The organism is Mesorhizobium sp. B2-4-14 (assembly GCF_006442155.1).
Lineage (GTDB): Bacteria > Pseudomonadota > Alphaproteobacteria > Rhizobiales > Rhizobiaceae > Mesorhizobium.
Map to the genome: position 1 here is coordinate 1 of NZ_VFVA01000034.1, position 13,214 is coordinate 13,214.

At 59.5% G+C, this 13,214-nt stretch carries 10 protein-coding genes; 6 read left to right on the forward strand and 4 right to left on the reverse strand.

Annotated elements, in window-relative coordinates; translation table 11 throughout:
- Window positions 1–68 precede the first annotated feature (68 nt).
- The 3 genes from FJ938_RS23690 (at window position 69) to FJ938_RS23700 (ending at window position 2,332) form a co-directional block, all read left to right on the forward strand.
- The gene (locus tag FJ938_RS23690) at window positions 69–938 is read left to right on the forward strand and encodes a hypothetical protein (protein WP_140697968.1); all 870 of its coding nucleotides are present in this window, start codon (window positions 69–71) and stop codon (window positions 936–938) included.
- 138 nt (window positions 939–1,076) lie between these two features.
- Window positions 1,077–1,841 carry a metallophosphoesterase gene (locus FJ938_RS23695; protein WP_140697971.1) on the forward strand — a complete coding sequence of 255 codons (765 nt, stop codon included), beginning with the start codon at window positions 1,077–1,079 and terminating at the stop codon, window positions 1,839–1,841.
- A gap of 194 nt (window positions 1,842–2,035) precedes the next feature.
- Window positions 2,036–2,332 carry a hypothetical protein gene (locus FJ938_RS23700; RefSeq protein WP_140697974.1) on the forward strand — a complete coding sequence of 99 codons (297 nt, stop codon included), beginning with the start codon at window positions 2,036–2,038 and terminating at the stop codon, window positions 2,330–2,332.
- Here FJ938_RS23700 and FJ938_RS23705 read toward each other — a convergent pair.
- Both FJ938_RS23705 and dcm read right to left on the reverse strand, forming a co-directional pair.
- Entirely contained in the window at window positions 2,324–2,824 is a 501-nt protein-coding gene (locus FJ938_RS23705) for a hypothetical protein (RefSeq protein WP_210243423.1), read from the reverse strand. The genes FJ938_RS23700 and FJ938_RS23705 overlap by 9 nt on opposite strands.
- Before the next feature lie 53 nt (window positions 2,825–2,877).
- On the reverse strand, window positions 2,878–4,296 hold the full coding sequence (dcm, locus tag FJ938_RS23710; protein ID WP_140697980.1) for a DNA (cytosine-5-)-methyltransferase: 1,419 nt from the start codon (window positions 4,294–4,296) through the stop codon (window positions 2,878–2,880).
- Window positions 4,297–4,536: 240 nt separating this feature from the next.
- Between dcm and FJ938_RS23715 the strand changes: the two genes are divergently transcribed.
- From FJ938_RS23715 to FJ938_RS23725, 3 genes are read left to right on the forward strand one after another with little or no spacing between them, the layout of a single operon-like run.
- Window positions 4,537–6,000 (forward strand): phage integrase family protein, encoded by a 1,464-nt coding sequence (locus FJ938_RS23715; RefSeq protein ID WP_140697983.1) that lies wholly within the window; start codon window positions 4,537–4,539, stop codon window positions 5,998–6,000.
- 45 nt (window positions 6,001–6,045) lie between these two features.
- Window positions 6,046–9,477 carry a VPA1269 family protein gene (locus FJ938_RS23720; protein ID WP_140697986.1) on the forward strand — a complete coding sequence of 1,144 codons (3,432 nt, stop codon included), beginning with the start codon at window positions 6,046–6,048 and terminating at the stop codon, window positions 9,475–9,477.
- Window positions 9,474–10,262 (forward strand): hypothetical protein, encoded by a 789-nt coding sequence (locus FJ938_RS23725; RefSeq protein WP_140697989.1) that lies wholly within the window; start codon window positions 9,474–9,476, stop codon window positions 10,260–10,262. Before FJ938_RS23720 ends, FJ938_RS23725 begins: the two co-directional genes overlap by 4 nt.
- 1,231 nt (window positions 10,263–11,493) lie before the next feature.
- On the opposite strand, the gene FJ938_RS23730 is transcribed toward FJ938_RS23725, so the two are convergent.
- Window positions 11,494–11,691 carry a tautomerase family protein gene (locus FJ938_RS23730; RefSeq protein WP_140697993.1) on the reverse strand — a complete coding sequence of 66 codons (198 nt, stop codon included), beginning with the start codon at window positions 11,689–11,691 and terminating at the stop codon, window positions 11,494–11,496.
- A gap of 47 nt (window positions 11,692–11,738) precedes the next feature.
- Window positions 11,739–13,094, reverse strand: a complete 1,356-nt coding sequence (locus tag FJ938_RS23735) for a Glu/Leu/Phe/Val dehydrogenase (protein WP_140698079.1) — start codon at window positions 13,092–13,094, stop codon at window positions 11,739–11,741.
- Window positions 13,095–13,214: the final 120 nt, after the last annotated feature.

Genomic DNA, 13,214 nt, shown 5'->3' on the forward strand with positions numbered 1-13,214 from the left:
CGCCGACCAAATCCTCGCGTCGGTCAAGCGCTTCTGCCAGAAGACAATGAACCGAACTTCAGATTCAGGTGACTAGGATCTTTCGGCATCACCTTGGCCATCAGCTGCCCGATGCCGATCTGATGCCCGTGGCGCTCGCCGGGCGCGGTGCCACAGGTGCCGATGTCGAAGCCTACGTCAGGAGGGCACTTGGTGCCGCCAGGCGCGCTCGCCGCCCGCTACGGCTTGACGACCTCCTCGCCGAGGTTCGCTCGAAGAGAGAGCCGCCGTCCGAGGAAGACCGCCGCCGCCTTGCCGTCCACGAAGCGGGCCATGCCGTCATCGCCACGGTGCTCGGCGGAATGAAAGTTGCCGGAGTAACGATCGGCGACCGTGACGGAGTCACCGAGATCTTCAGGGTTGACGGCAGCATATCCCCCGAACGCTGCCATGAGGTGATGATCATGCTGTTGGCCGGCCGCGCCGCGGAGGAACTGGTGATCGGAAGCCCTTCGGGTGGCGCGGGCGGAGTTCCAGGATCCGATTTATCGCGGGCGACAGACCTCGGGAAGGACATGGAACTCCGACTGGGGTTCGGGGAACTTGGCCCCGTCTTCCTGCCGGAAGGAGCACACGACACGCTGACAGTCATACCGGGCCTGCTGGGCAGCGTCCGCAAGCGTCTCGATCGCGCCATGTCGGATGCGACAGAATTGCTGGGAAAGAACCGGGCGGCGCTCGACGAGGTCGCCGACAGGCTGACAGCGTCAGGCTACCTTTCCGCCGCCGAAATCGCCGAACTCGTCGGTGCCGCGAACCGACCGGGCGACGGCGACGATCCCGCGAGGGAACCCGAAGACAAGCTGGGTGCCTCGCTCGGGACCGTGCGGGAACAAATCGAAACCAGTTTGGCCGACCGAACGCCAGCGAAGACGGGAACGGGAGAGCGTAGAACGTGAGGTCCGTTCCGGCGATGCCGGGCAGGAAGCCGGAGAGCGCTTCGCCTAGGCGTGGCGGAGCGAAAGCCTGAAACCGCCTACTCCGTCAGGATTACCTCAAATCCGCAAGCGTGTGTCGTCAACCAAGGATTCGATCTCATGAGGATCTGGCTGCTGTCCGACTTGCACCTCGAATACACCGACCTTCGCCAGCCGCTCAAGATTCCCGAGGCCGACGTCTTCGTGGTGGCCGGCGATCTTTGCCGAGCTCCAGCGAACGGTGTCTATTGGCTCGCCAAGCACATCCCGCAAGATATGCCCTGCGTATACGTCGCTGGAAACCATGAGCACTATCGGGGCTCAATCAAGGAGGGACTTGAGGACGGGCGAGCCGCGGCGGCCCAGTTCGCAAATATTCATTTTCTCGAGAACGACTCGGTCATCATCCAAGGTGTCCGCTTCATCGGGTCCACTCTTTGGACAGACTACCGTATCGAAGGCTCTCCGGAATTAGCTATGCTTTACGCGCGCGAACGCATGAATGACCATCGCCAGATTGCGGAGCAGCGGAATCCGTGGAAACGTTTCCTTCCTCAGACCGCTTACCGGATGCACCAGGATTCAAGGCGCTTTGTCGAAAGCGCCCTGAAATCCGATCCCATTACCACCGTAGTTGTCACACACCACTTGCCACATCGGGGTTCCATTCCGGCTCGGTTCGCAGGCGACCTGCTCAACGCGGCCTACGCATCGGATCTGTCCTCCATCATCGAGCAGCGCCAGCCAACCCTGTGGGTTCATGGGCATACCCATGACAGTTGTGATTATCGCGTCGGAAGGACTCGCGTAATATGCAACCCGCGTGGGTATGACGATGAAAACGCGGCGTTCGATGCCAGCCGCGTTGTCTCCGTAGAAACGTGAGCCTGAGCGAACGGGGCTTCTCGTTGATCTATGCAGTAGTGGTTCGGAGCACCAAGTCCAAGTCACGGTTTAGTGATCGCGAAGGATGGAGGTTCGGAGAGAGGTGCTCACATCGGCTTGTCTCGGTAATTCGCCAGTTGTTGCTTTCAATAGGAGCGACAATGCTGATCCGACGCTCGCTTTAGGAGGATATCATGGATAGTTTTCGCGCACGGCAGATAGAGCTTATTTATGCTCCGGTGCTTGCCATGAGGGTTGAGGCTGGCTGGTATGACGGCGTGGAGAAGGAATTGGAAAAGAACCTCGCATTCGTCCGCATGATGGATGTCGACAGTGTGTCGGAAATATATGAGCAAGCCAGACTGTGGCTGGACTCGGTCAAGGAGGAAGCTCTCGAGAATGGCAAGGATTCGCTACTTAACCGAGACCATCGACTTGTTACACTGCACCCGGACCATATCCTCAATGTACCGTTCTACGGCTCAGTCTAACGGGTGAAGGAGGAGGTGAGTGTCGAGGTTAGCAGTATCTATAGTTGGAAATAATACCAACGCCTCCTCGTAATCTTTGTCAAAGGTGTTATCAAATGCGAAATAGAAGGTGATAAATTCGTCATCCGGCGCATGGAAGTTGGCCACAAAGGTGCGAACATGCCGTTGGGCAGACGACGTCATATCCTCAACTGAATAGCCCTTATCTAGATTTGCTCCAAGGCTCCGGGCCATTGAGACGCATGTGGTCACCAATTCTCCGAGAACGGCCCAGTTATAGTGATCATTCGCCGAGTTTGTCCCAGAAATGTGGCATTGTATTTTCAGCACGATAGGCTCTCCTTTGAGACATCCGCCTAATCGGAAAGGATCAAAGCTCCTTGAATTTGCAGAGTGATCCCGCGCTTCATGATGCCCTGTAATGTCGCAAAGCGAGCAGGATCCTTCATGCGACAGTCGGCGAGCAATGCAGATGCTGATTGCTGGATACATGATCGTGCCCCGGCGACAGCGCTTTACCGCAGGCAAGGGGTTGTCCCATTCATTCAGATACCCGACCGCACCTTCTCTTGCCATTCCCGGAACTGCCTGAGCGCCCGCCTGATCTCCGACTGCGTCCCCTTCGCCAGGCTTTCCTGCTCAAAAGCCGCTTCCAGCGCATGCGCCTCTGCCCCGGAACATTGAAGGTCCCGCCCGCCCAACAACTGGCGGGCCCGCTTGACGCGCCATTTTGCATTCGCCACCATCTGAGGAGCCATTTTCTTCTCCTTGGCCAACCACTGCCCGAAGTTTCCCGGCACGCCGGGATGGCTTTCACCGCGCTCGCGCCGCAGAATTTCCCTGCCGAGCGACGCAGCCATCGGTGCCGGCACGGCGTTCGCGATCATCTGATCGATGTCCCTGCTCAGACAGCCGCTCCAATCCCAGTCCTCGGGAAACCCTTGGATACGAGACGTATCCTTCTGGGTAAGGATGTAGGCCGATGCCGCTGGGGAGGGGTCATCTGGATGCGGGCTAGCAATATAGCTGGAACGCGGCCGCTCCCGCGATGTCCGAACGATTGAGGGGGCAGGCTCGTCCAAGCTGTAGACGCCCCGCGCGTCATGATACGGACGGAAGTAGAGTCCCGTCATCTCGTCGCCAGGGGAGGAGGTTGCACAGGACGTGACGATCTCATAATTGGAGTCGTTCGGATGCGGCTCGTAGCTCGCGGGCTGGGGCCGCCTGGCGTTCCGGATCGTAGGGCTCGGCCCGTCCACCGACCAGACGCCTCGACGGCCAGGGGTTCGCGGATGGTTGTAGACGTGGTCGCCGAGTCGGTCGCCGAACACGGCTCTCAAGCGCATCGGCTCCGACGAGGCGGCATGCTGGATCGAGCCGAGCAGAAAGCCGTCGCGCTCGCCCCGGCGACCAACGACTATCAGCCGCTGCCGCTTCTGCGGCACGCCATAGAACGCGGCATTCACAACAAGCTGAGTCAGGCCGTATCCCGCATGCTTCAGCATTTCGCGTGCATCTGCCCAGGCGGCGGAATTCCGCGCGCGCTGGACGTTCTCCATCACGAACCATTCCGGCGCCGCCGCGCAGACGTAGAGAGCGAAGGTCCGCGTGTGGTTCGCGCGCTCGCCTTCGATCCTGGCACCTGCCGGAGAGAAATCCTGGCAAGGCGGCCCGCCGACGATCATGTCTGGCCGGAGCTTGCAAATCTCGGGCGCGATCGAGGCCACGTTTCCGAGGTCCGCGACGACCGCGTGATAACCCAGATTCCGGTTATAGACATCGACCGCACATTGCATGTGGTCGTAAGCCCGTACCAGTTCGAACCCGGCTCGCCGGAGCCCGAGGCCCATGCCTCCAGCTCCGGCATATAGTTCCACTACTCTCAGTCGGCGCTGTCCGATTTCCGGCTCAGCAGGCTCCGTTGCCGAGCTCGCGACCTTGAGCCCGGCGGCATCCAAAAACATCACAATTCCAAACCCCCGTATTCCTAAAGCGGGGTTTGGCGTCGGATAGTTAAGAATTCCTGATGCCGGCGATGTCGGAAATCGCGTTGGGTCTTTGCGAGCCGAGGTGCCAGGATTCCCGATGCGACTTATGGGACCGGGTAGGGCCGGAGCGGCGTAAGGACTTTTTTTACGTCGTTCGCCGGTGCTTCCTTAATTCCTGGCGTCCTACCGCTCCCGATACGGAAACGGACGCAGGCCATGAACGAATTCGACATCGATGACGAAGGGCCGGGATACGTCGTCTTCGATATGCCCGTCTCCGTTTACCGGGACGTTTATGCAGGCAAGGCGCGTACCAAGCCCGAAAGGGCGCTGCATCCAGTCCTGGCGATCAGGTTCGCAAACGGGGAGGTCGTCGTGCCTGGCGAGACCCTCGCGTGGGTCAGGAACATGATCAAAGCCTACGTTCCGGCCGCCGACATCCGGCGCAAGCTGAATGCCGTGGGAAGGCTCCACGAATTCGCCCAGCTGACGGTCGGCGAGCGATTGGAATTGGACGGAATGATCGATGACGTGGTCTGGGCGTATCTCCGCGCGAGGGCCGAAACCCCCCTGGACCCGTCGCAGCGGCTGTTCACGCATTGGCAGCCTGTCCGATTGGCATGGGTTCAAACCGAATTCCGCGACCTTCTGGAATTCGCCAAGTTCTGCGAAGGCTACCTCGGCCAGGCTTCCGTCATGGGCTCGGCCTTCAAGACGTCATCCGACGTTTGGGTGACGATGAAGCGCTCGCCCAAGCCCGACGATTTCCTGGCGCATCTCCAGGTGGACCGGGAGCGCTGGAGCCTGATCCTGGGAGACGACATCGTGCCGGCGCCGCCTTCGGCCCTGAGGCGCATAGCCGTTCACGCGAATGTTCCCAAGAACGGCAACGACACCACCCTCTCCCAGGAGGCGATAGACACCCTCATCGACCATGAACGAAATTTTATGTTCAAGGCGCTTTGGATCCTTCTGGCGTATGTCGGCCCCCGGATATCGGAACCCCTGAACATGTGGTTCTGCGACTTCCTGAGTCCGGCTGACGCAAGCAGGTTCTTTCGTACGAACCTCGTCGGCCCCGTTCCCATCTTCGCCGACCCTTGGGACTCCAAGTACGTCGGACATTTCGACTCAAGGCGCGCGATCCAAACTCGCACCGATTACCTCGGCAAATACGGACTCAAGCCGCGCCCGGGCAGCCCGGACAGAAGACACAGCCCAGGCTGGAAGGGCATGATGACCTTCAACCCCGAGTGGCTGATCGCTCACGGCGTGTGGACCTGCCGGAAACGCGCGGCGGAGTTCGCGGAACTGCTTGACGAAATCCGGGAATTCCATGCCGACATAGCCGTCACGAAGGGTTCGCACCCGTTCCTGTTCGTGAACGCGAAAAACCGCGAGTTCCTAGGCGAGCCGCTGCAGCTTCCGAACGTCGAGAAGGCGTTTGGGCGCGCGTGCGACCGGGTGGGCATCGACCCGGATACGCCTGGAGCGTCGCTGCACGGAACGCGTCATTACTACAAATGGTACGCCCGACACGAACTCGGGCTCGACGAAGAAATCGTGCAACTCATGCTCAGGCACGTCAGCCTGGCTAGCCAGCGGCAATACGGAAAGAACGCGACGGACATTTACGACGCGATGAACAAAGTCAATGCCCGCACCGCGGATCGCGCCTGAGTCAGAATCATCTCTAGCCGACAATGATAAAGAGGGGACCGAACGATGAATCTCGAGTTTCGCAACGACGACAATCTAGCCTGCTCCGACAAGGAGCCAGGCAGCTATTTCAACAGCTCCGACCGAATCGTGCTTCTTCGAATGCCCAATGCCGAAGAGCTGAAACGGCTCTGGGACGAGTTCGATAGGGAACTAAGGTCCGGACTGAAGGACCTTCTAATCAGGCCGTACGGGGACGTGGTCCAGCAGTTTGGCAAGCTGGGTTTCAGCACAGGCAATGCCGCCGACCGTAAGGACCAGCTTTTCGGCATGCTGACGCATAACGGCGAGAAGACCGTCCATTTCAGAAAGCCCGCTCTCTTCAGGGCCGCAGCGGCGCTCGACCTCATTCCCGACCAGAAGCCCAATGGCCAGCCCCGACAGCGCATGAAGCGCGGGGATGGCCATATCCTGGACGAGGTTCTCGCGATGCCGCGCACTGCCCAGAAGGCGATCATCGAAGCGATCGTCGACGACCATCAGAATATCGACGAATGGATGCTCGTTACTCAAGGCAGCGAGATCGGCTGGGAGAATCTTCGAAGCCGCGTTCACGGAGCCACCGACACGGCGGCGTTCCTTGAGGAACTGGCTGCCGATACGGATCGCGCCATGGGAGAGCGGGAAAACCGCGTGGTCAGGCATGCCGATCCAAACGAGAAGGTCCGGTTTGCCCCAAGGTGGTTCTCCCAGTTCCTTGCGCAACGCAAGATATGGGTTTGGCCGGCCAGGTACGTGTCGACGATAATCCACCTGTATCCCGCGAGGTTCATCCCGCTGGTCGCAAGAATGTCGGTCGCGGCCGAGCACCGGGATCTGGCAGATGTCGTTTTCCGCTACCATCAGGGAAAGGGGAACACCGGGTCGGCCGGGTTGCTGCAGGCGTTTGCGACCGCGGCCCTGTGTGGAAACACGTTCGAGACGAGCCGCGGGTCCTTCAACTGGTATCCGATGGCCGCGTTCAAGGAGAAGATTCCGAGCCTGAGTGCGGCCGGCTATCTGTCGTCGTCGCTTAACGCAGTCTACAAGATCGCGCTCGAATACTCGGGAGAAAGCGTCAAGAACCGCTCCGAGGCCCATTTCTTCATCAACGGGGCGCGTCTCGCGAAGGTCGGCGTGGATGCCTTCAACTGGACCCTGAACCCGACCCGGTTCAATACGCAGCTGGCATCCAAGATGCTGGAGCGGCCGGTGACCGTCGTTCCCACGCATGTGAAATCATGGGCTGCACAATTGCGGGAGCTGCTGCCCGAGTTCGGCAACAAGGCCGTCACCGTCGTCGAAAACGCCCTCGATCTCTGGCTGATCTTCTTGATGACGCTCAAGCCCGAGGAGGCGCCCAAAGACTTCCAGTCGATCTCCCGTATGGACCACGTTCACGACTTGAGCGGCGAGAACACCTCGACTTTCTGGGACTTTCTGAGCGCGTATTACAAGGGCAAACCCGCCGACCTCCCCAACCGCGCGATCACCAAGATGCGCCATGCCTTCGAGCTCGCCGCGCGGCGGGGCCGCTTCAAGGCGGGGAACCCCTTCGACACGAAGCAGGACCGCATCGGCAGCGGCTACGGGAAGCGGGCTGATGTCACGTCCCGGAAACCGTTGGAACCCGAAGCCTGGGAACTGATCGTCCGGAAAAACCGGGAAGGCGACTATGCCTTTGCGCGCAGCCTCGGACCCACGCGGTGCCATCACACCCTCAGGAACCCCGATACGGGCGAGTACGAGAACGTTTTCTGGCCGGCCGAAGCGATCGTGGTCGATATCCTGCTGAATTCCGGGATGCGCCACAAAAGCGGCAGATGGGTCGACAGCGGAGAAGGCGACGAGAAGCTCCCTGACCGCGAGAACATGACGATGGTTGTCAACCCGCATCCGGCGGCGAAGTTGGGCCGCAAGGATTGCTTCCTTCAGCTCGTCGACCTGTCTGGCAAGAAATCCCGTAGAATCATCGGCCAGAGAGTTATCAGCAACAAGACCGGGAAGCCCTACACCATTCCGTGGACCGATGCCGGGATCGTAAACGCATACTACCGGATGCTCGCCCTGCAGACGAAATACAACCCGATCCATGCGCCCGTTAAGGAGATCAAGGACAAGACCCGGGAACTCACCCGCCTCAATCCAGAACTCTTTCCAGACATCTTTCCGCTGTTTCGCGATCCGGACAACGAACAGAACATGGCGATAAGCGAAAATAAGGTCATGCGGTATTGGAAGGACCTGCTTCACCATTGCCAGGATGATGTCAACCAGCTTCTCGGCTACGAATACCCTCTGATCAGCGGCAACGACCTGGTTTTTGACTTGCATTCCTTGCGCGTCACCATGGTCTCGAATTTGCTCGAAGCCGGGGTTAGCCTTGAGGTCGTTCGCGACCTGGTAGGGCATGCTACCGCCATGATGACGTGGTACTACAACGGGTTGCGTAGCGCGAAGCTGAATGTCACCGTGCAGGCCGCCATGGAATCGCGCGGCGCGGCGCACGACAGGCTGGCGGCCAAGGACAAGGATGCCATCGAGGAGTATGCGAACGAAGCCGTCGTTCCGGAATTCGTCGACCATCACGTCGGCATTCGAATGCTTCGGGCATACGGAAAACGCCAGAATCTTTCTCCGTTCGAGATATTCCTTCACGGCATCTGTCCCGGCGGCTCCTGCTCGACAGGCGGCGAGAAGGGATCGGGCGAGCGGTTCCTCCCGGTCTGGCGCGAACGCGCGTGTTCGGGGTGCCGCTACCGCGTCACCGGGCCGAAGTTCCTGCCGGGTATCCAGAACCGTATCAACAATCTTTTCGCCGAGCTGCGGTTAGCCGAGCTGCGGGCCCGTGAAATCAGCCGGGCGATCGAGGAGAAGGAATTGGAGACGGGCAAGGAAGACCACGCCTTGCGCAGCATTCAGCGTTCGGAAAGCGGCTTCAAGAACAGTCTGAGCGACGAGCTGGGAAAAGAGCTGAGGGTACAGAAGGCAGTGCAGCAAGTCCGTGAGGCGGCATTGGCGGAGGGTGGCTCGGCGGACAACCTGCTGCTTCCTGTCACGCCCGAGTTCGACCCCGCCGCCCTCGGCTACGGTTTGGACCAGGTACATGAGTTCGAGCTGTTCTGGACGCTGGTAAAAGAAACCCGGCTGCTGCCCGCGTCGATAATCGAGACGGCCCAAGGCGTGGAGGCGCATATGAAGAAGCTGCTGAAAACGGTGCTGCGCGCGAACAATCTCGCCGAACTCACGGCATCGCTCTCCGATCGCAAGGAAACTGATGCCTATCTTCAGATCGGCGGTGTTTTGCTAGAGCGCTATCCGGACCCGAATGATTTTCAGCGACTCGTCGATGGAGCGGTGAAGCTCGACGAGGATGCGTTGGAAGACGTCCGGAAGGAAGTCCGCGCGGTCATCGCCAGCATGCCGAAGGCAGTCCCGCAGATCGAGTTCGCGGCATGACCCAGTCAGCGGAAACCGAGAGCGTAACCGCCGACTCGTTGATGGCGGGGCTGCAGCGGGAAGCGAGGCAGACGGGCGATCCCCGTCCGGTAGCGACGCTGGCCCGCGTTGTCGAGGCATGCGACGACATCCTGTCCGGAGGGGCCGCCCGCCGCGCGAGGGCCGCGAAGGAGGATCCGAAGATGTTCGATCCTGACTTCGTGAAGCTGAACCCACGCGTTATCGGGCTATATATCCGATTCCGCGCCAGGCTGGACAAAGGTCCGACCGACTGGTCTGGGCCGCACCCCTCGACAATCCGTGGCTGGAAGGAACTGGCTCAGTATGTCCAGCTACGAGCTGCTGAAGCCACTCGGCCGGGCAGGCCGAAAAGGCCTTCCCCAAGTTCCCGGAAAACCGACGAGATCATCGACGGCATCGAAAACATGCATGATCGCGCTCAGCTTCGGGAAGCGGTCGCTAGGGGCCGCGAGACGAAGCGGCAGCTGGACATCATGGTCGCCGCGCTGCGGAGGTACCCGGAAATCGATATCGATGCTCTTCAGGAGGGTCGGCCGTTCGCGACGAAGGTTAAAGGCCCCCAGGCGCAGTCGGCTGTCGGGCTGGAAGACGTGAAGCTGATACGGAGGCTGGTGGCTCGGCTGCGCGACAATGACCAGCTCGACGAATTCGACCTGATTTTTCGGAGCGGCCGTGTGAAGAGAGAAGGCGGGCTGGATCTGGTCCTCCCAGAGGAGATAAGCCTTCTGGAGCGGCTGGCCGGCCTGGAAGAGTCGACTGCATAACCTCACAGGCCGAAGCGAAAAGGAGCCCATCCGATCTCCGGCACGTTGTCACGTTGTCCCGATTCGTCGAGGCTAGCGATGGGACTCTCTTCGGAGAAGCGTACAAGCTCGGCGGGGTCGGCACGGCCGGATTCCGACACCGAACTTGGTCAAGGTGAGCCGCGCATCATTGGAATGTACGTGCGGTCCCGCGCCGCTTGGAAAAAGGGCGAGTAAGTAATGGCTAGGTCAGTCGCCGCGACCATTCGTGGCGAGAGGGACTTGATGACATGTCTCAAGCTTCGCGATGCCGAGGCAACCGTCCGGGCAAGCCCAAAAGGCCGACGAAGATTTGAGCCCCGATTGGACGGCGAGCCGCGAAGCCTCGCCTTCGAGTTCCAAGCGGAGGGGTAGGAGGGAGTCCAGTCGCTCCGTCATCGCCGACCAGAGCGTGCTTCGGAAGAGGTATAAAGGCATCGGCATAAAGTTGGCGCGCATGCCCGCGGAAGGGCAGGGCCAAGACCAATTAATCATAACCTGTGCGATAACCGGAGTTCCGGTTATCGCACAGGTCAGCAAACCACTTACGTTGGATGCCTCCGGCGGAGCCCTCTCGATCAATCGCTCGCGGCCGTCGCTGCCCTTCCATGAGAATGACACCCGGCCATCCTGTCGTCTTGCCGGAATTGCTTGAATAACCGCCTCTTTTCATCCTCCAGAATTTAGCGTCCAGAGCTTTGTCGAAAAAGGCCAGCGCTCTTGAGCCATCGAGCCGATTTCGTCTCGCCGCGACAGGCCGTGAACTTCAAGCAAACGATTGCCTGCAGCCAAGGCCTGAATTGCGTTCATTAATCTCAATGCCAGATTGCTCTCGATAATCGTCGTCCGCGTTTTGACGCAGTGGTGTCAAAGCGTGCGCGATCTCGAGCACTCTGGAGCGCCGACTGGCCCAAAGGAATTGCATTAGCCACGGTATCTGCCCAAGAAGGTCGCGAGAGCGGACGAACAAGGGTGCCCATACGGGTCGAGCAGCCGGTTCGGAATCTTGGGTAGAATTCCGGGCTTCGATAGCGGAACGACCTCGCCTAACGCCAAGAGACGGCAGTTGCCGTAAGTGGCGCCTTCTTCGGGCAATCCTCGGTCAATAATTTCTGCGGAGCATCCCTCCGCTTGCAAACGCGATGGCGGAACAAGCACCTATGATGCCGCCACCGACGACCGTAACGTTCGCCACGTCGATACCCCATTGGATCTACCTGTCGGACTTCTGGCCTTCTGAGAAGATGCCGCCGACGGCCCAGTTCTTGCGCTCGACATCCATAAACACGACTTGGATGTCATCTCGGGTGCATCTGGCGATTCGCGCGAGTTCGCGCGTGAACGCCTCGGCAACTTCCTTTTTTTGGTCCTGGCTGCGACCGGCGAGCCAATCCACACGGATGACGGGCATTTGCTTCTCCTGAAACGCTGGCAGTCTGCGGAGGACCGCGCTCGTGCTTAGATACCGATCGCCTGATAAGCATCGGCGATTTTTCTGATTGCTATGACATAGGCTGCGGTGCGGAAGGTTTTGATTTCCGGTGATGAACGCCTCAGCTCGGCAATGTTCTGGTAGGCATTTCGCATCACATCCTCCAGCCCTGACCTGACCAGATCGATTTCCGCACCCCCCTCAAGAAATTCATCACGGATGTCGCTCGGGAATGCGCGCTCCGTCATTGCCTCGAGAGCGTGTGTGATATGAAGGTTTCTCCGCTCGCGGCGCCGACGCTCCATCAGTCCGAAGGGGATGTGCGTGATGTTCTTGACCCATTCAAAGTAGCTGACGACGACACCACCGGCATTGACGAAGAGGTCAGGTAATACGACCACACCGCGGTCCACCAGTTGCTGTTCGGCCTCGAAGCTGACGGGACCGTTTGCGCCTTCGGCGATCAACTTCGCTCGAATTCGGTCGGCGTTGTGAAGGGTGATCGCGTTCTCCATGGCCGCCGGGATGAGGATATCGCAGGGCAGTTCCAAACCTCCCGCGCTATTTGCAAGGCTGTTAGCGCCGGGAAACCCAAGGATGCTCCCGTGTTCGCGGTGATAGCGCTTGAGTTCTTCGACGGGCAATCCATCGGAATTCGTAACATACCCGTCGCGCTCGACGACCGCGATGATCTTGGCACAGTCGTCTTCACTCAAGAACTTGGCAGCGTGGTAACCAACATTGCCAAATCCCTGGATGACGACAGACATTGTCCGCAAATCCCTGCGCCCACCGATGCCATTTTCTGCCGTGTCGCGCAGGTAACTTTGAATTGCGTACTGAACACCCCGGCCTGTAGCTTCGGTTCTTCCAGCAATGCCTCCGCGAGCAAGCGGTTTGCCGGTTACGCAGGCGTTCGCGTTCATAACATCGGATGGGCCGGTTCGCTTGTACTCATCCGCCATCCAAGCCATCTCCCGTTCACCCGTGCCCATGTCGGGCGCTGGGACATTCCGCCCCGGGCAGATGAGATTTCGTTTGGCCAGTTCCTGGGTAAAGCGGCGCGTGATGCGCTCAAGCTCGTTGGCATCCCACTCGGTGGGATCAATTTTGAGAGCGCCTTTCGATCCCCCGAACGGTACATCAACAACCGCGCACTTCAGACTCATGAGCGCAGCAAGCGCCTCGACCTCCTCTTGGTCGGAAAGAATCGAGTATCGAATTCCTCCCTTCGCTGGCTCGATATGTTCACTATGCACCGAACGCCAACCCGTGAAGCTGAACATTCTCCCTCGCAGCCTGACGCCGAAGCGAACCGTGTAAGTGGAGTTGCAAGCTTTAATCCGCTCAGCGAGCCCTTCGGTGAGGGACAAATGCGTCATTGCATAATCGATGTAGGCCTCAACGCTCTGAAGAAATGGGGCATCACTGGGATTGTCTTGAGGGGCACTTACGGTATCCAAATTGCAGTCCTCCACGTTGAGGTCGCGGCGTTAAAGTCG

What these genes read in the sequence shown, in the direction of transcription:
- dcm (WP_140697980.1), bottom strand. Translation starts at nt 4,296, where the DNA reads ATGTTTTTGGATGCCGCCGGGCTCAAGGTCGCGAGCTCGGCAACGGAG.
- FJ938_RS23730 (WP_140697993.1), bottom strand. Translation starts at nt 11,691, where the DNA reads ATGCCCGTCATCCGTGTGGATTGGCTCGCCGGTCGCAGCCAGGACCAA.
- FJ938_RS23725 (WP_140697989.1), top strand. Translation starts at nt 9,474, where the DNA reads ATGACCCAGTCAGCGGAAACCGAGAGCGTAACCGCCGACTCGTTGATG.
- FJ938_RS23735 (WP_140698079.1), bottom strand. Translation starts at nt 13,094, where the DNA reads ATGACGCATTTGTCCCTCACCGAAGGGCTCGCTGAGCGGATTAAAGCT.
- FJ938_RS23705 (WP_210243423.1), bottom strand. Translation starts at nt 2,824, where the DNA reads ATGTATCCAGCAATCAGCATCTGCATTGCTCGCCGACTGTCGCATGAA.
- FJ938_RS23700 (WP_140697974.1), top strand. Translation starts at nt 2,036, where the DNA reads ATGGATAGTTTTCGCGCACGGCAGATAGAGCTTATTTATGCTCCGGTG.
- FJ938_RS23695 (WP_140697971.1), top strand. Translation starts at nt 1,077, where the DNA reads ATGAGGATCTGGCTGCTGTCCGACTTGCACCTCGAATACACCGACCTT.
- FJ938_RS23715 (WP_140697983.1), top strand. Translation starts at nt 4,537, where the DNA reads ATGAACGAATTCGACATCGATGACGAAGGGCCGGGATACGTCGTCTTC.
- FJ938_RS23720 (WP_140697986.1), top strand. Translation starts at nt 6,046, where the DNA reads ATGAATCTCGAGTTTCGCAACGACGACAATCTAGCCTGCTCCGACAAG.